Genomic DNA, 18920 nt, shown 5'->3' with positions numbered 1-18920 from the left:
ATGAAGTTAGTGAATCCACTTTGGCTGCGGATACCTGTAACGCCTCATGAATGTAAAGTTCCTGGTGATATGCCGTTTGTTCCGACTCGGAAACCCATGTCCCATTCTCCTGACGAACAGGACGCTTAAATGGTGCGCCACCAACGCTGATCAGGCTTCCGCCCTGATGAAGAAAAGCTGCAATTTCGGTCCAAGCCGATTTTGGAAAATAGGGTGCATGCAGATTCACGAAACACCCTTCGCCTGCCGCCCTGCTCAAAACCGAAGCCAATTCATCCGCGCCTGCAACGATGACTTCTTCGGACGCATTCCATGAATCAAGAGCATCTTGCGTTGGCAACGTGCCTTGCACCGGAAACGCTGGATCAGAGAAAATAATCAGCTTGGTTCCCTTCACCTGTGCGCTACTCATAGCAGGCCATCCTTCATGGATTTATAGACCAACTGGGAGAACAGGCTGTTGGACCAGGCAAACCATTTTCTTGTGAATATCGTCGGATCGTCTGCATGGAAACCTTCATGCATATACCCTGTATCCGCATCTGTTGCTTCCAGCATCCGAATAATCTCCAGCTTTTCTTCAGCAGACTGGGCCGTTAACCCCTGCATGGACAGACCCATATGCCAGATGTAATCCGGCGGTGTATGCGGGCTGCCGATTCCTTTGGCAACTTTGCCTTCATAATAGAACGGATTCTCTTTGCTGAGCGCAAAACGTCTCGTATTCTGATAGATCGGATCATCCGCTGTGACATAGCCAAGGTAAGGAATGGACATCAGTCCAGGTGTACCCGCATCATCCATCAGGCAGTAGTTGCCGAAGCCATCCGTCTCATACGCGTAGATCGGGCCAAATTCAGGATGACGGTAAATCCCGTAAAGCTGAATACCATGATCTACTTCAGCTTCCAGATCCTTAAGCTCCTGCAGAAGTGCCATGTCACGGAACACCCACTCCGCGAACTCCTGCATATGACGCAGGGCAACAACGGCAAACATATTGCCAGGGATGTTGTAGTGAAAATCACACGCGTCGTCACTGGAACGGAATCCAGACCAGATCATACCTGTGTAATTGACAGGCATGCCTCGTCCATTATTGCGGATCGAATCCGTAGCAATGCCGTTATTGCGGGTAAAGCTATATGGTGATTGCTCCATGTGATGCTGCTCCACGCGGAACAACTCCACGATTTTGAGCATTGCTGCTTTGAAGCTGGAATCAAAAATATCCGTCAATTCGGTTTCTTTCCAATATAAATAAGCCAGACGGATAACAAAGCACAGGGAATCAATCTCGAATTTGCGCTCCCATACCCAAGGTGACATCTCCGTCACGTCGGTTGTGTTCCAGTGCCAGTCATTGGCTGTCTCATTGAAGGCATTGGCATACGGATCAATATGAACGTACTGGATGTGGCGCTTGATCAAACCGCCAATGATACGTTGCAGATCTGCATCTTCCTTCGCAAACGGAATATAGTGCACCACTTGCTCCACGGAATCACGCAGCCAGGAAGCTGGAATATCGCCAGTGATGATAAAGGTCGTGCCGTCATCCATTAATTTCGTTGTCGTTTCAATCGTATTGGGAAAACAGTTCTTGAATAGTTGAAGCAGCTTCGGTCTGTGCGCCAGCTTCTGCTCCGCTTCTTCCATTACAGCCTGAACGGCTTGTGGCAATGCAACAGGTGGCATCGGTATTTTGGGTAGTCTGAATTGTTCCATGAATGAGTGCACTCCTTAACAAATTGAATGGTGTAGCTGTAAAAGATCAGCTGAGAACATTCACACTAACCACTACGATGACAGAATAACCTTCCGATCGCTGTTATCCCCAGATTTTTTTGATTCCCTTCTCCAGAAGGTAAAATCCGGGGATAAAGGCGAAGCATATGCTTTCGATGTAGCTTTCTTTCAGAAAGCTTTTAGCTTCACTTCTTCAGGTTATTTCTGTCCTCTCCGTTAACGTGTGAATAAAGAGCTGAACATACATAGCTCAGAGTATTTCAAAAAGGTTTACCGTAGTAGCACGGTTTTTATTTCGTAAGGTTTAAAGGACAAAGTAATCTGACCATTGGTACTGGCCAGCGGTTCGCCTGCTTCTTCCAAAGCATTGGAGTGATAGGCTTGCTCAAATGCATGCGGCCATTGCAGCGTCACCCGTTCACGTATGCCTGAAGATTCATAGAAACGGAGCACTGTACCGTGTCCTCCCTCAGCCGGTTTCACCGTATCCAAGATGACATGGCTGCCATCGAATTTAATCCATGCTCCAGTTGCCGGGCGTACACCTTCGTTCTGGTCCACCTGCTGCACTGGCACTTCATGATTCAATTCAGCTGCCTGACGCACGGTATGTGCACTTCTCCAGTCACCTTCATGTGGATACAGGGAATAGGTAAAGTGATGTTCTCCAAGATCCGCAGTTCGGTCAGGCCATCTCGGTGCACGCAGCAAGGAGAGGCGAATCGTGCTTCCCTGTACGTCGTATCCGTATTTGCAGTCATTAAGCAAACTGACGCCATATCCGTGCTCCGCGACATCTGCGAAGCGGTGTCCGCACACTTCATACTGAGCTTGCTCCCAACTCGTGTTGCGATGGGTCGGACGCTCCAATGCACCGAATGGAATTTCATAGGTTGCTTTGGAAGTCACTACATCGATCGGGAAACCTACTTTGAGCAATTTATGATCTTCATTCCAGCTCACATGGGTCTTGAAATCGATCCGTCGATGGTCATGATAGAATATAACGTCCTGCGTGATTTCCGACTGATGGATTTTCCAGCGGAAGCGAAGTACATCCTTCGTCGTGCCTGCCAGCACCAGTTTCTTCTCCACAAGCTCCGCTTCTCCAGCAACCTGGGCCTCATAACGGCTGTCGATATCCCAAGCATCCCAGAGCGTCGGACGGTCATGGAAAAATTGAAATTGATTGCCGCGTTCACCCGGCTTCAGGATCTCGCGTTCTGCTGTCTTGTCCCACAAGCGAGATATCTCGCCTCGATCGTTAAACTGCACGTGGTAATACGCGGTTTCCCATGTATCTGTAAAATTCTTTTGGCCGGCAATGCTCGCCATTTCCCGTACATTCGTTTCTCTTGCATTTTCCAGTACAAGCCAAATCGTCTTATGCCCAAACGCTGGAATGTCGGTTACCAGGATCGAAATTTGTCCATCCTCCCGATCCATTCGCAAACGCTGGCCCTCTTCATCTATGACGTAACGATCAAATCCATCATGCATTTGAAGTTGAATGACTGCACTTCGAGTCCAGCCGAGACTGTTGAACACAACATAGGGAACAGAACCCTCAGGCCCCTGCGTGTTAATCTCCTTCGTCAATGCCGCAACCCCTTGATTCAATCCTGCTCTACCTAACTCAAATACCTGAACATACTCCTCATCCGAAGTTACATAGGATTCCGTAATGGCCGAACCAGGGATAATATCATGGAATTGATTCAGCAAGATCAGCTTCCAGCCATCATGCAGGGAAGAGCGTACTTCCGCTTCCTGCTGTGCATCCATATTCGATAGTGCAAGGGTGTTCCAGAGCTCCGCTTCACGATAAAGCACCTCAGCCTTCCGGTTGTTGCGCTTATTGCGGCCATGAGTCGTATAGGTACCCCGGTGAAGCTCCAAATACAGGTCGCCTTGCCATTTTGGAAGATCAGGCTGTGCCTTCTCGATTCCGGCAAAAAGGCTCCGGCCGTGCTATACCCATTCTTCGGCTGTCCCACCATCAACTCCGAACGGTCCACATACTCCAGCATCTCTCGTGTTACGCCACCACCGCCGTCGCCATGCCCATACAGAAGCATATGCTCAGGATGCGCCGCCTTCTCGCGGTAAGACTGCCAATGATCATGAATATCCTTCGGCAGCGTGTGCTCGTTGACACCATGATTGAGATACGACAGGATAGCCGTTCCATCAATGCCTACCCAGTGGAAAAGGTCATATGGGAACACGTTCGTATCATTCCATCCGAGCTTGGTCGTCATAAAGTACTCGACATTCCCATGCTTCAAAATCTGAGGCAGGGAAGCACAATAACCAAATGTATCTGGTAGCCATTCAATCTGGGATGTTTTGCCGAACTCCTCCATATAAAAGCGCTGACCGTATAACATCTGACGAATCAGAGATTCCCCGCTCGGAATGTTCAGATCCGGCTCAACCCACATACCGCCAACCAGTTCCCATCGTCCTTCAGCAATGCGCTTCTTCACCCGTTCATACAGCTCGGGATCATGTTCCTTCAGAAAAGCATAGAGCAAAGGCTGGCTCTGTGAATACATATAATCGGGATATTCATTCATAAGTGCATCCACCGTGGAGAATGTACGACTGGTCTTCCGCACCGTCTCACGTACAGGCCATAGCCAGGCAATATCGATGTGCGATTGCCCCACCATATGCTCCAAGCCTTCGGCGTTTCCACCAATCTCACGCACTTCATGAATCAATCTTTCTTCGATACTGTAGATGCCATTTCCCTGCTTGACAGCCTCTTCAGTCAGTCCAACAAATTGATCCATCGCTCGATAGATCGCTTCCAGCAGGCGCACACGGCGGAAATCACTTTCTGGCAGCAGCACCGCGGAATCACGCACAATCGTGACCGTGTACATCAGGCTGCGGACAGGTTCATTCGGTCGCACCAACAAGCTGTGGATCGATGTAATCGGCGGTTGAATAACCGCTTGCTGATTTAATGGATCGACAGGCTCAGGCACCGGATCAAATAACTCAATCTCAAGGTCGGGCTGTGCCCCTATTCGGGAAGGATCGAGTGTTACATACGTATGATTGCGATCCAGCCCCTGATAGGAGTGTCCATTCACCCGCAGCAAGCCTTCTCCACCGGATTCAAATACAAGTCCGTAAGGTTCCTTCTGCCAGGAGGCAGGAACTTCCAGACGCGTACGGAAGAAATAGGTCGTTCCCTGCTCGCTCGGGAAACGATCCAATCCCTCTCCTTCCGGATAGGCCTTCTGATCTTCATATTGTCCTGGTACTTTATAATAAGCGCGAGTGATGTCCCAGCTTCGCAGCTCCATTTGCTCCAGCCACTGACGTTCGGATAACTCGCGAATAAATCGTCTGATGCGTTCCATTTCCTTACGCCCCCTCTACCGTCAGCTCGGTGAACTGCGTATCATTCACATGTCTTCCGATATGAATATGGAATTGTCCTGGCTCAACGACAGGCTTGAGATCACGACCGATATATTGCAGCTGCTCAGCTCCAATATGGAAGGTTACAGTCTGCGTCTCTCCGGGTTCCAATTTCACTTTAGCAAACCCCTTCAATTCCTTGGCTGGACGAGCCACTAGGCTGACCACATCGGATACGTACATCTGAATAACTTCTGCACCTCTGCAAGCCCCTGTATTGGTGACATCCACGGATACGGTAACCATCTCGTCTGCTGTCATCGATTTCGTACTCAGCTTCAGCTCGCTGTAATCAAACGTAGTATAACTAAGGCCATATCCGAATGGATAACGAGGCTCCAAATCCTCTTCCAAATATCGCTTGCCGCGTGATCGTTTACCATTGTAGTAGACCGGTAATTGACCCACATGCTTCGGAATGGAGATTGTCAATTTACCGGACGGATTCACATCGCCAAATAAAATGTCCGCAATGGCATGTCCGCCTTCCTGGCCTGGATACCATGCTTCCAGAATGGCATCGGCATGTTCATCTACCCAAGGCTCGGTAATCGGACGACCGTTAATATAAACAATGACAAGTGTTTTGCCGAGCTTGTGAATCTCTTGAATCAGCTCCAGTTGTACTCCTGCAAGTCCAAGCATCATACGGTCAATGCCTTCCCCGCACTCCATGTCATTCCATGAATTATCCGACACATTGGAAGCACCGGTCTTCAGATCGATCGTTCCTTCACCAAAATCACGGGCGCTTGAGCCCCCAACGACCATGATGACTGTATCGGCCTGACGTGCAGTTTCTATCGCGTGCTCGAACCCTTCCCTTGAATCGCCCTTGATGCGGCAACCCGGTGCGTAGAGCACTTCAACTTCACCATTCGAATTTCCATCAGAGCCTTCCCCTACGTGCCCATTCTTACTAACGGCAAGCTTACTGCGGATGCCATCCAGCACCGTAGCCACTTTGGATTTTGGTTGGGGGATGTATAATCGCCCAACTGGTTGTAGGCTTGGTCTGCATTAGGACCAATGACAGCAATTCGGCCTGCTGTTGCCGTCGACAGAGGCAGAGCTGCAGCTTCATTTTTGAGCAGGACCACACCTTCTGCTGCCAATTGGCGTGCCAGTTGAATATGCTCTGCGCTGCCGATGACTTCTGCTGCTCGATCAGCATCCACATAAGGCTTCTCGAATAGTCCCAGCTTGAATTTCAGCGCCAGCACGCGGCGGACAGCCTGATCCAGTACATGCATTTCAAGCTTGCCTTCCGAGATCGCCTGCACCAGATATTGTCCAAACATCTCACCGGACATTTCCATATCAATACCTGCCTGGATGGCCTGTACGGATGCTTCCAATCCATCGGCTGCCACATCATGCCCATTGGAGAGCATGTTGATAGCACCACAGTCCGTAATGACCAGACCGTCAAAACCCCAGCCTTTTCGCAAAACATCCTCCAGCAATTCCGTATTAACCGTACACGGGATACCGTCGATTTCGTTATAGGCCGGCATAATGGATTGAGCGCCTGCTTCAACAGCTTTTCGGAACGGATACAGGTCTACTTCCAGCAGTTCACGCCAGCCCATGTGCACCGGTCCCGCATTGCGTCCACCTTCCGAGCTTCCATAACCGACAAAGTGTTTCAGTGTAGCCGCTACCGCATCCTCCTGGTCCAAACTTTCGCCCTGAAGTCCTTGCACGGATGCAACAGCCAGTTCGCCAATAAGGTATGGGTCTTCACCAAAGCATTCCTCGGTACGTCCCCAGCGTGGATCACGTACAACATCCAGTACCGGGGAATATGTTACCGCACCGCCCTGAGCACGTGTCTCACGGGCAACCGCCCGGCACATATCACGGTACAGGTTCACGTTCCAGGTACTGCCCAAGAGCAGGGGAACCGGATAGACTGTACCGTCAATCGCCATATGTCCGTGTGAGCATTCCTCTCCGATCAGAATGGGAATCCCCAGTCTGGAATGCTCTACAGCATGACGCTGAATGAGGTTTACGGCTTCTGCCCCTTCTCTGGCAGACAGTCCATTTTCAAGCGTAACACCCGTCCATGGATCTGCACGAAGCGCACCATACAGGGAGCCTACGCCCCCGTTTTCCACCTGCTGCTTAAAGGATTCATTCAGCGTGATGTTTCCCTCATCATTCGTATAGGTCTGCCAGCCAAAGGGCTGGATGAGTTGACCCGCTTTTTCCTCCGTCGTCATTAAGCTCAGCAGATGTTCTACTCGCTCTTCCACCGATTTGCTTTTATCCTTATATATCATCATCCTTCGATGCCTCCATCTGTAGAAGTGATTCGGTTACTCTTTAACGGCTCCGACCGTTAGACCCTGTACAAAGTAACGCTGGAAGAACGGATAAGCGAAAATAATCGGCAATGTGGCGAGAACCACCATAGCCATCCGTGAAGTATCCTGCGGAATGGATTGCATCGCCGCCAGACTCATCGAGCTGTTCGCCGAGTTCTGCTGGATGAACTGGATGCTGGATTCGATCCGCATCAGCATGGATTGCAGCGGTACGAGGTTCGGATTATCGATATATAACAGCGCATTGAACCAATCGTTCCAGTAACCGAGCGTACTAAACAAACCGATCGTCGCCAGCCCCGGCAGAGACAATGGAATGACAATTTTCAAAAACGTATAAAATTCTCCGGCTCCATCGATTTTTGCCGATTCAATGACCGCATCCGGTACACTGGTTGAATAGAACGTACGCAGGATCATGATATAGAAGGCATTCATTGCAAGTGGCAGGATCAGTGCCCATAAGGTATCTTTCAATCCAAGAAGCTGGGATACGACCATATAGGTTGGAATCATCCCGCCGTTGAACAACATGGTCAGGATGGCAAATATGGAGAAAAATCTCCGATAACGGAAGCTCTTGCGGGAAATCGCATAGGCGTACAATGACATTAGAATTAAACTGACAATGGTACCCAGTACCGTGACCAGAATAGTTACCCCGTACGCTCGCAGCAGCGTATCTCCACTCTGCCAGACAAACTGATAGGCTGCGAGACTCCACTCCGCGGGAATAAGTCGGTACCCGTCACGGGCCAGTACCTTCTCGTCCGTGAGCGAGATGATGACCACAAACACAAAAGGAAATACACAAATTAAAGCGAATAGACCCGCTATGATGTTCATAATTACGTTCCAGCCATTGGATACATGATGGAAGTCGCGTTTTTTTACGAGTTGAGCCACAGTGGTTCACTCCTTTCCCTTATCCTAGAATAGGCTGCTATCTTTATCGATTTTGCGTACAACATAGTTGGAAATGATAACAAGTACAAAGCCCACAACGGATTGATACAATCCGGCAGCTGTACTCATGCCAATCTCACCGCTCGTTTTCAAGCCGCGATACACATACGTATCAATAACATTTGTGACAGAATACAACGTACCTGAATCCCTCGGAACCTGATAGAAGAGACCAAAGTCGGCATAGAAGATACGGCCAACGGCCAGCAAGGTCATAATAATGATGATAGGGGATAACAATGGAATCGTTATATTGCGAATCTGCTGCCATTTGTTTGCACCGTCGATCATCGCTGCCTCATACAGTGACCGATCAATCCCCAGGATTGAAGCGAGATAGACGATGCTGTTGTACCCGATGGTTTTCCATAAAGCGACGAACACCAGGATATACGGCCAGTACTTCGCTTCCGAATACCACTGAATCGGCTCCACGCCGAACCATCCAATAATTTGGTTCAACATCCCCGGTCCATGCTCAGGAAGCTGAACGCGAAGTATCCAACAATGACCCAGGATAGAAAATACGGTAGGAACATACCTGTCTGATACAATTTGGCCAACCGTTTATTAACCAGCTCCGAGAGCAGAATTGCCAAACCTACAGCGAATACCAGCCCCAGAACAATAATGGCGATGTTATAAAAAAGCGTATTGCGGGTAATAAGCCAGGCATCGTTCGTGCTGAACAGGAATTTAAAGTTATCCCAACCCACCCATTCACTCTTCATCAGACTTGCCCAGAAGCCTTCGCGGCTAAAGCGATATTGCTTAAATGCTGCTACTGTACCCACCAATGGCAAGTAGGAGAAGAAGAAGAACCAGATGGCGCCTGGCAGCACCATGAACAGCATGACTCGGTTTCTAATCAGATTTTTCAAAAATGCGGTCATATGGAGATCCTCCTTCAGGCTTGAATGAAAAAGGATCGGGCGCAACAAGCAGCGGCCCGATCCCTGAATTTACCCTTACTTATTTGCCGCTCTCCAGGCATCAAGCTGGGTTTGGGCTTCAGCCATCACTTTTTCAAGTCCGGCTTGATTGAACTTCTCAATCACTTGCTCCAAATTGTTCTCTGGGTCCAGCGTACCTGTCATCAATGCGGCCCAGTATTGCTCTTTGACATTCTGTACGGCAGTCAGTTCCGACGACACGTTACTTGAGTCAAAGTTAAAGCTCAGAATTGGAGAATTTACACCCTCTGCATTAAACTTCTTGAACTCATCCCATTTGTTATCCGGGTCATTGTTGTTCAGATACAACAACATGTTGTTACCAAGGGAGTAAGAAGGCATATCATAGTTTTTGGATTCAGCCAGATTTTCCATGTGCGTGTCATCCACTTTTTTGTAGTGAACGCCCTCAATACCGGAATCAACCATATTGCGCAGCACTGGATCTGTATTCAACAGGTTCAGGAACTCCATTGCTTTCTCCGGATATTCGGAGTTGGCTGAGATAGCCATAATCGAACCTTGTACAGACGTGTTCGTGATGATCGCGTCACTCGCTGGTGTGGAAACTACCGGATATCCGTAACTTGCCGACCATTGATTGTCCGCGAGCGGTTGTGTCTGTGCACGGTCCAGGAACCAGTTGCCTGATGTAGTCAGGTCGTTGGTCGAACCTGTTGTTGCAGCCTCTGGCGATACATAACCAGCTTTGTAGTACTTGCTCATCGTTTTGAGAGCTGCTTTCATTTCCGGAGTATCCAGAATGTTCACAATCTTGTAATCCGTTGTATCCAGTTTGATTGCCATTGGCAAATTCTGAATGACGTAGTCATAAGGGACATAAGGAACGAAATTTTTATCCATTCCAAATGGAGTCACGCTTGGCTCATTTTCCTTGATTGTTTTGAGCAAAGGCTCCAGACTGTCTAACGTACGAATATTGGAGATGTCCATTTTGTATTTTTCAAGCAGCGTTTTGTTGAAACGCCATACCTCTTGTTGAGGCAGCTCCTTGTTAGCTGGAATTCCGTAGTTGTGTCCGTCTACTTTTGAACCGCTCAGGAATGCAGGATCAATGGTTTTAATGAGATCCTGTCCGTATTTAGGGAGCAAGTCATCCAGTTCCAGGAATGCACCCTTTCTGGCGTTTTGAACATAATCGAATCCGCCGGATGAAGTAAACAGAATGTCCATTGGCTCGCCGGATGCCACGTTAACTTGCATCTTTTGCGGATAGTCGCCCCAGTCAACCATCTTCATCGTAACTGTGGCATTGATTTTTTCTTTGGTGTACTTGCTGACTTCTTCCATCACTTTATTAACATCTTTCTGAGGAGTACCGATGGTATACCAGATCAGCTCGACAGGATCCTCACCTGCTCCCCCTGATTCTGACGCATCCTTGCTTCCTCCACAGGCGCTAAGAACAAGTGTAACCGCCATCAATAATGCAAGTACGAGAGAAAAACTTTTTCTTTGTTTACTCATTTCCTTGATCCTCCCTTTTCGTGTTCCCTTTAGCTCTACAAACTAACTGCTTTAACCTTATCGAATGAAAGCATTTTCAAAAAGAAGATAAACTTAAGTTTTCGAGGTACAAATTAAAGAGAAATCAGTACGAATTCATTAATTAGTACCTATTTGAATAAATCGCTTACATAAAAAAGACATGCTGAGTAACATTTGGCACCAACGCACTGCATGCCCTTCTGTCCTCAGAATGTCTCATCCATGTCAGTCCAATGGTCCAATTGATACTCCACTGGAAATTATCCAAAAACCTTAAAATCGGTAGGTGGTATTCCCACATATTTCCTAAACTGTTTATAGAAATATCCTGTCTCCCAGTACCCGACATTCCTTGCGATCTCATGTACTTTCAGATTCGAATTGCGCAGCTGTTCCTTGGCACGTTCAATCCGGTATTTGTTGATATATTCGGCAAACGTCTCACCCGTCTCCTTGTGGAACAATTGTCCCAAATATACCGGATGCAAATGATAGTGAGCACCCAGCAGCTTCAGGGAAAGCTCTTCTGCGTAATGTTTGTCAATATGTTGAAGCACCTGGTTGACGATTGGATTCTTTAGATCCTGAAGCAGAGACTGAATCGTCTCCGTACCCACCTGCTGCAACGCCTGCACAAGTTCATCAAAGGTTCCGCTGTCCAGCACAAGACGAAGTCCCCGTTGGTAAATGGCTGATTCATCCGAATGTTTGATACCTTCCAGCTCCATCTTGAAGCGAATGACCACTTCCAATGCGATGTTCTGCAACTCAGCCGGAGTGACCCCGTCGCGATGCTGTTCAAAATCAAGCCGAATTCGCTCAGCAAGCAGCTCTGTATTGCGAGACAGAATGAGCTTCGCGTACTCCTTCCAATCAATGGAGAAGGAAGAGGCAGAGCTTCCGCATTTGTCCAAGATGGCATGATCAATCACTTTAAGGTCGGGATAGATCATCACATACTGGAGTGCCTTTTTTGCCTCCTGATAGCTTGCAGGAGCATGGTGAAGTCCGCGCTTCAGACTTCCTGCCCCAATCAGAACAGTAGGATGTGTCTCACACAGCGCAGCGGACAATGCCTCAAGACAACCCATAAACTCCTTTTTCTCGTCCTCGCCTGCATGCACATTGGCAACCATGACGATATCTCCATCGATGTCATGAAATATATTCACATAGGACTTATCCTTCAGCATTTCCTCCACTCGCTCGAACATGCCGGATGTTTCCCCTTTTGCTCGCAATACAGCTACTGCAACATCTGGTGCATCCAGCGAAAGGTTCAAGAACTGTGCTCGTTCCTCGAATTCCGTAGCCGCGATCTGTCCCGTCAGCCATCGGTGAAGAATATTGTCTTTCAGAATTTGAACACCATAAGCATCATCCGTTTGAGGAGACAACGCATGGTCCAGCTTCGAAGCCGTATTTCGAAGCGTCGATTCCAGCTCTTCCACATTGATCGGTTTGAGCAGGTAATTTTCGATCCCCAGCTGCATGCCTTCTTTCAGATATTCAAACTCATTGAAACCGCTAAGAATAATCACCTTGATATCAGGCTGCACTTGCCTTGCTGCCCGAATCAGATCCAGACCATTCATGAAGGGCATGGATATATCCGTAATCAGAATGTCAACAGGCTGCGCCGACAAGGCGTTTAAAGCGGCCTGTCCATTACCGGCATGGCTCACAATTTCCATATCAAAAGACGACCAATCCAAAATATCGTACAACCCTTCAATGATGAACGGTTCATCATCCACAATAAATACCTTGTACATATTAAATACCTTTCCCTTCTGTATGAGGATAACGTACCCTGATCAGGGTTCCTTCTCCGAGTGTACTCTCGATCGTGATGCCGAATTCCGGTCCATAGAGGAAACGCAAACGGGTGTGCACGCTTCGCAGTCCGAACATCTGGCCCGATTCTTCCGGACGCTCCAGTTCTTCGAGAATTTCAGTCAGACGTGCAGGTTCAATACCTTTGCCATTATCTCTGACCTCAACCTGCAACACATCATCCAGCTCTTCAACAACGATCGATAATTGATTATCCGAACGTTCTGTCTGGATGCCGTGCACCACATAATTCTCAATGATCGGCTGCAGGGATAGCTTGACCACCGGATGTTGATTATGAACGGGGTCCAACTGAATCGAATACATGAAAATGTCCTTATACCGGATTCGAAACAACTCCAGATATAAACGGCAAGCTTCCATCTCATCCTTCAGTGTATAGTTTTTCTTTTGCTGAACGAGGCTCTTGAATAACACGGATAAACTGTAAATCATCTCTCCAACATCCTTCGCCCCTGAGAGATTGCCCTCATCCGAATGACCTCAAGCGTATTATAGAGAAAATGGGGATTAATTCGAGCCTGGAGTGCAACCAGTTCAGTCTCCTTTTGTTTGATCTCGGCTTTGTAGACGCGTTCAATATACTGATTAAGTTCATCCAGCATATCATTGAAGCTGTGCGAGATCTGTCCCAGCTCATCGTCACGGGTATCATCGATGCGTGCTGTCAGATTTCCATATTTCACCTTTTGCGTGAAACGAATGATTCTGCGGGTACGTTTGGCAAAATTAATAATGAAAAATGCCGGAACCAATACCGCAAACAGGATACATATGATGCTAATCGAAACGATGGTATTCCGAGTACCTGCATAGGCCTCGGCCATCTCATCCACAGGAACCGTGCCAACAACCACATACCCCTGATCCGCCGAGACAAACTTGTTCACATACATGTTCCGTTCCTTTTTCATCGAATCCATGTCGGTCTGATCAAACAGGGAATCGGCCACATCTATATATGGGTACTTCTTGCCGTAATAGTTACTGTTGGAATCAAACAATACCGTACCTTTGGCTGACAGCACCACAATCTCTCCCTTGAGGTTACTTTCATAGCTATCAAGAGCATTGCCAATGCCCGCAGAGTCGAAGAAAACGAGGAACTGTCCCAAATTTCGAAGGGTCTGTGTATTGTTGATAGGCACACGAATCGCATACAGCGCCGGGTCCCATTGATTGATTTCTTTACGTATCCAATAGTTTGGCGCGCTAATATTCGGTGTCTCCATCGCCATCACGTCAGGAATGTAGGAATGAGCCACATTGGTATCCAGCTTTCTGAACTGTTTATGTTGGTTGAAGGTGGATAGATCCTGCTGCTCTGCACTGTATAACATCACTTGATTGATATCCGAATTGCGATCCATGATGTTCTGAAAATGTTTCAATACATCAGCTGAGTAATCATCCTGATTCGCATAATAGCCATTTGTCAGATGCTGTACATACTCGGCGTACGTGTGATTCATCAAGTAGGTAATATTGGCTGACAGCGCCTCATTCTGATGCATGTCCCTTACCATGTTCTGCACCGATTCATACTGCTGGTGAATATAACGGTCGACACTTTCCATGGCCGCTTTCTGGATCGCCAGCTCTCGGCGAATCGTGGCGTCGGACACTGACAGGAAAATGATATAGGACAAGGTAATAATCGTTACAATTGATATCATGGAGAAGATGAACAGCATCTTCATAAACATATTATTTTTAAAGAAATTTTTGTAAACGCTAACAATTTTCAAGTCGCATGTTCCCCCGATGCTGTTTTCCTGTCTAAAGTATATCATCTGCCTTCTGACATTAACTTGTCACCCGGAACTTTTCTTTAGTTTATACCTGTGTTTCTTTAATTTCACCCTATTTACGTTCTTGATTTTGCCATTGGCCAGCAGAATCCAGTCATCACTGGCAGATACTCAGATTACACCATACGCCAAGGAAAAGGTCATGGTAAAGGATGGAAAGCATACTACCCTACAATACGCCGTTCATTCCACCAAATATCCGACCCAAAACATTAAAATAGATCATAATAAAAGAAATTATGAGCGCTATGGATAGAATCGGTAAAAGTCGTATTTTGTTGGTCGGAATGACCAGCAGCAAAACAACACTCATGATTAGATATATTGTCATAAGGTATGGAATTAAATAGTAATGAGTATGAATGGGTAAGTACGCGTGACGTAATTGAAATCCTTCTGACAGTATTAAGGTAATTGGAAGTGCTGCAACAACATTAGAAAACAGACCATTTCCACGTGCATGCCACATGATATAACCACAGATCGGAGATCCCACCGCACATATCCCCAGAAAACCATAGCCCTCTCAGGAGAAAAATGTAGGAAGAGCACTGTGTACACATAATACACCGTCAGCATCGACCCAAAATAAGCAAATATGTGAACAGCGGCCCATTTAGGCGAGTAGCTAAAAACTGATATAAGTGTTGCAACAAATACCCATACAGCCAAGCGGCCACCGATATCGTCAAATATAGGATTGATTCCTGGAGCATCAACAAGTTTGGCTGCTACACCCATAATAATTCCGATTAGCATTATGTACCCGATTGATAAAACTTTTTGTTTTGTGGTTGTCTCGCTTTTAGCTTTAATCTGATCCAGCTTGATATATCCCCCATTTTCCCCTCCATTCTTCTAAAACAAATCTCAATTGGGATCGTCTTCATGATGTTTGGCGATATGGTATGCCATTTCCTGAATCCGCTGCTTCAGTTCAAGTGGTTCCCGGATGCGAATGGACGTACCGAATGACATCAGATATGTCGGAAGGTACTTGTTCATTGTCGGAACATCGAGCAGGAACCGTGCCTCCCGATCGGTCCGTTCCGTCAAATAGTGACGCAGATGCCAGTGGCCGCATACCGCATTCAACGTGTCGGGCTCTCCCTCAATGCATATCACAGCCAGCGGTCCGTCCGCCTCCCGTCTCTGGTTGGACTGTTCGCCAAAAAAGTCGGACGCAGAGAAGCGCTCCGGCTTGTCAAACCTCGCCTCGGTTGCCTCCAGCCGCTCAATACGGTCGACGCGAAACGTCCGCATCGCCTGTGACCGATGGCAGAACGCAACAGCGTACCAATCGTTTCTGTTATACGCTAACCCATACGGATCAACTTCACGTTCGCTGACCTGTTCCGCGTTTGCTTTGCGATAGGTAATCCGAACTGTTCGCCCGTCATTTGCCGCCTGTTCCAAGTCCCGCAACAACGGAACGACTGAAGGCGGACGCGCTGAAGAAACCACATCCAAGCTGCTCGTCTGGCGGGATAGATCGTAGCGTTGCTCCTCGTGTAGTCCGTTCTCCACCTTCTTCAACGCCAATTCAAGTTCCTGCACATACGGATAGCCAGCGCCTTGGGCAAATTTGAAGGCATCCACAAGCGCCTTCAACTCTACGGAGTTGAAGAACAATGGCGTTTCTTTGAAACTTTCCAGTATACGAATGCCACCATCATGGCCCGATTCTGCAACGACCGGCACGCCACTGGCGCATAACGCGTCGATATATCGGTACACCGTGCGGACGCTGATCTCCAAACTGTCCGCGATTTGCGCGGCGGTGAGCTTTCTTCCGGATCGAAGCATCCAGAGCATGGAAAGCATGTTATCCCATTTCGCCATCGGGAGTCCTCCTCTTTTCCTTGAGAAAATATAACTCATCTACACCTTGTCCCATTACGTAAAAAATGATCATTTAGCAAAAAAGGCGAGTCTCCCTGATTTAGGGACTCGCCTCTTGATTCTATATTATGAAAGTTATGAAGTTCCCTTTTGTTTGCTTGCCTGCATCTGTTGGGCAAACCTCATCATCTCTTCGAACTCTTCTTCGGACACTGCATCGCCTTCGGCACCTATGTCTTGTACAATCGGAATTTCGGGTTTGGCTTTGGTTCCTTTGCCGTATGTACGGGAACGGGTTCCAGCTGCACCAGCAGCCTGCTTGCCTTTGACCTTGGCTTGGTCACGAATGTACTGTACCGCCTTCTCGTAGGAATTCACCTGCTTTAGCAGCATATTAGAGGCAATGGCCTCAACGAAGTTACGGTTAATTCTTTGCTCACCGCCGGATACAAGCAATGCCATCAAATAGTGAATCAGTACATTGATCACTTCACCAGGCAGCTTGTAGCTGAGGTCGATTTTCTCAAAGATGTCCACCAGATTGTCCGGTACGGCACCAGGGAAAAACGTCTGAAGCAATCGGGTATAGGGCTCATTACGCAGCATCATATTGTATTGATGAATATCACACTTGGTCGAAAATTGCGGAGGCACTTCGACGTAGTATTCCATCTGTACCACATGTTCGACAGGCGGTTCACCGGAGTCCTCTTTCCGCTCAGGCTCCTCCATGTGCTGTCTTAGGGCAACAACCTTCGCTGCCTGTACGGTCTGCTGCTCATGTCGCTTCTTGGTTTGTCTGAACTGCAGGCTCGCCTTGTGTTGAAGATCATCCAGCACGAGCTGTCCCTGTGGGTTGAAGATATCATCCTCATCCAGCAAACGACACACATCCTGTACGCTAAGATTGAACTTGTTCACCACATAATTCACAATGCCGAGCTGTTCATGATCGAACCGTAATTGCTCCACATGACGACGATTGACCGACTCACGCGGAAAACGCAATATAATGTCGGCATAATTCAGGCTGTTCTCTTCGGCTGCCCCATTGAGCCCGTTGCGCTGTGCCGAAGTTGACACTTCCGACAAGGCCTGTTCCAGTTCGTAATCAATGACATGGGTGTTCAATTCAAATATGTCGTAAAAAGGAACGGAAATATTCTCTTTATTCGCTGCTGGGTAAGGCGCGTCACCACTCTCTATCGCCGAAAAACCGGAACGTAGTGAAAGTACGGCGAACTTGCCGATTTTGTCACGAAGCAGCAGTGTCAAATGCTGTGTGCGGAAAAATTCTGCCGGGGAGAGCGGGGGCTGCAGCTCATACTCGTAAATGTAATCGTCATTTTCCGGAATATACAGCCGTGAAGTCTGCAATAATCCCACGGCTTCCAGCTTGGATGCCTGCTCCACTAAATACTTGCGTCCTTTCTCGCTTGGCTCGAGTCCAAGCGTCATGAACAGCCTCCGTTGCTGTTCAAGTGGCGAATAACCGACCTGTTCACCGGGAAGATGCTGAAACAGCAGTCGATACAAGCCAACCGCAAAGGCACCTACCATTGGCTGATACGCTCCGGTAAGCATACGGTCATCCAGGGCGCTAAGTCCAAACTCCCTGTACACGCAGTAGCGATGATGTTCAGTATAATGATGCAAATTCTTCATGCGCATAGCTTGATCTCCTTCTCCCCAAAAGTATGTTTATCTATTCTATCATAAATGTCGGATCCTCAAATGTTCAAAAACAGGTAAAAAACGGACCTGTTCTCGTTCCGTTTCGTCCTAGGTCGACAGCATTCACGTTTTCGCAGAGTTGCTAGATTACTATAAAAGCTACAGCCATAGAAAACAAGTAAATCTATGGAGAAATGTTATCCAGATATATATGAGACATGTCCGAAAAATAATGCACACTTTTTTTGCTGCATGGCAAAAAGCCTTCCCTTTGCGCTCGTAAGCGTTTACGACAAAGGCAAGACCTTTACGGACAATGCAGCCCAGCATTTGCTGCCCTCTGGCTAGCTGATTAAAACATTTTGTACCCGCCGAGACGAAGTTTGCGAATGGCCCAGCCACTGATGACCGCTCCAGCAAGTCCAGCTATGCCCGTCATATAGTCAACAATATGGAAAGAACCCAGATGCGACATCAGTGATGCCGTATGATCCCATAAGGAATACACGACAACAGGCAAAATAACAATAATGAACAGATAGGAAGGAAACCAGGTTGTCTTCATCAGCATATTCAGAATGAAACCGATACCAAACATCATAACGAAAAATAACACCATCAAAACCAGCACAGGTATAAACTGCATCGGGTGACGTTCACCTCTTCTTTCACTGACTCGGGTTTCTCTTACTACGGATAGTAGATAGTGTACCGCAAAAAATGTGGCGAAGCAACGAACTTTCTGGACAAATTTCCCTATAATCAGCTTCACTTCATTTGCCCTTCTG

General features: G+C 47.6%; 7 protein-coding genes and 4 pseudogenes. All 11 read right to left on the bottom strand.

All coding sequences use genetic code 11. The features are described 5' to 3' along the window. Positions 1 to 408: 408 nt before the first annotated feature. The 11 genes and pseudogenes from ACTWJ7_RS08625 to ACTWJ7_RS08575 all read right to left on the bottom strand — a co-directional run bounded on the left by ACTWJ7_RS08625 (position 409) and on the right by ACTWJ7_RS08575 (position 18778). Positions 409 to 1728 (bottom strand): glycoside hydrolase family 125 protein, encoded by a 1320-nt coding sequence (locus ACTWJ7_RS08625; RefSeq protein WP_301881284.1) that lies wholly within the window; start codon positions 1726 to 1728, stop codon positions 409 to 411. Between the two features lie 291 nt (positions 1729 to 2019). Beyond that, positions 2020 to 5126: pseudogene (locus ACTWJ7_RS08620) on the bottom strand (alpha-mannosidase). Between the two features lie 4 nt (positions 5127 to 5130). Further along, a pseudogene (locus ACTWJ7_RS08615) lies at positions 5131 to 7478 on the bottom strand (glycoside hydrolase family 3 N-terminal domain-containing protein). 33 nt (positions 7479 to 7511) lie between these two features. Continuing rightward, positions 7512 to 8366: a carbohydrate ABC transporter permease gene (locus ACTWJ7_RS08610; RefSeq protein WP_236642230.1), complete on the bottom strand. Its 855-nt coding sequence runs from the start codon at positions 8364 to 8366 to the stop codon at positions 7512 to 7514. 84 nt (positions 8367 to 8450) lie between these two features. Then, positions 8451 to 9379: pseudogene (locus ACTWJ7_RS08605) on the bottom strand (ABC transporter permease). 75 nt (positions 9380 to 9454) lie between these two features. Then, positions 9455 to 10927: an ABC transporter substrate-binding protein gene (locus tag ACTWJ7_RS08600; RefSeq protein ID WP_285078461.1), complete on the bottom strand. Its 1473-nt coding sequence runs from the start codon at positions 10925 to 10927 to the stop codon at positions 9455 to 9457. A gap of 281 nt (positions 10928 to 11208) precedes the next feature. Continuing rightward, on the bottom strand, positions 11209 to 12723 hold the full coding sequence (locus ACTWJ7_RS08595; RefSeq protein WP_443145334.1) for a response regulator: 1515 nt from the start codon (positions 12721 to 12723) through the stop codon (positions 11209 to 11211). 1 nt (position 12724) lies between these two features. Continuing rightward, positions 12725 to 14553, bottom strand: a pseudogene (locus ACTWJ7_RS08590) (sensor histidine kinase). A gap of 933 nt (positions 14554 to 15486) precedes the next feature. After that, a complete protein-coding gene (locus ACTWJ7_RS08585; protein WP_301881279.1) occupies positions 15487 to 16458 on the bottom strand; it encodes a helix-turn-helix transcriptional regulator in 972 nt (323 codons plus the stop codon). A gap of 135 nt (positions 16459 to 16593) precedes the next feature. Beyond that, positions 16594 to 18129, bottom strand: a complete 1536-nt coding sequence (locus ACTWJ7_RS08580) for a helicase DnaB (RefSeq protein WP_024632645.1) — start codon at positions 18127 to 18129, stop codon at positions 16594 to 16596. Positions 18130 to 18484: 355 nt separating this feature from the next. Continuing rightward, positions 18485 to 18778, bottom strand: a complete 294-nt coding sequence (locus ACTWJ7_RS08575) for a YuiB family protein (RefSeq protein ID WP_024632646.1) — start codon at positions 18776 to 18778, stop codon at positions 18485 to 18487. Between the last annotated feature and the right edge of the window lie 142 nt (positions 18779 to 18920).

Source organism: Paenibacillus sp. 1A_MP2 (assembly GCF_052244825.1).
Classification (GTDB): domain Bacteria; phylum Bacillota; class Bacilli; order Paenibacillales; family Paenibacillaceae; genus Paenibacillus; species Paenibacillus vandeheii.
Note: the sequence above shows the minus strand (reverse complement) of the source record. Positions and strands in the feature narration are given on the sequence as shown.

Bases quoted from the DNA above. Each gene is read 5' to 3' on its own strand.
- ACTWJ7_RS08625 (WP_301881284.1), bottom strand. From the start codon at position 1,728: ATGGAACAATTCAGACTACCCAAAATACCGATGCCACCTGTTGCATTG.
- ACTWJ7_RS08610 (WP_236642230.1), bottom strand. From the start codon at position 8,366: ATGAACATCATAGCGGGTCTATTCGCTTTAATTTGTGTATTTCCTTTT.
- ACTWJ7_RS08600 (WP_285078461.1), bottom strand. From the start codon at position 10,927: ATGAGTAAACAAAGAAAAAGTTTTTCTCTCGTACTTGCATTATTGATG.
- ACTWJ7_RS08595 (WP_443145334.1), bottom strand. From the start codon at position 12,723: ATGTACAAGGTATTTATTGTGGATGATGAACCGTTCATCATTGAAGGG.
- ACTWJ7_RS08585 (WP_301881279.1), bottom strand. From the start codon at position 16,458: ATGGCGAAATGGGATAACATGCTTTCCATGCTCTGGATGCTTCGATCC.
- ACTWJ7_RS08580 (WP_024632645.1), bottom strand. From the start codon at position 18,129: ATGCGCATGAAGAATTTGCATCATTATACTGAACATCATCGCTACTGC.
- ACTWJ7_RS08575 (WP_024632646.1), bottom strand. From the start codon at position 18,778: ATGCAGTTTATACCTGTGCTGGTTTTGATGGTGTTATTTTTCGTTATG.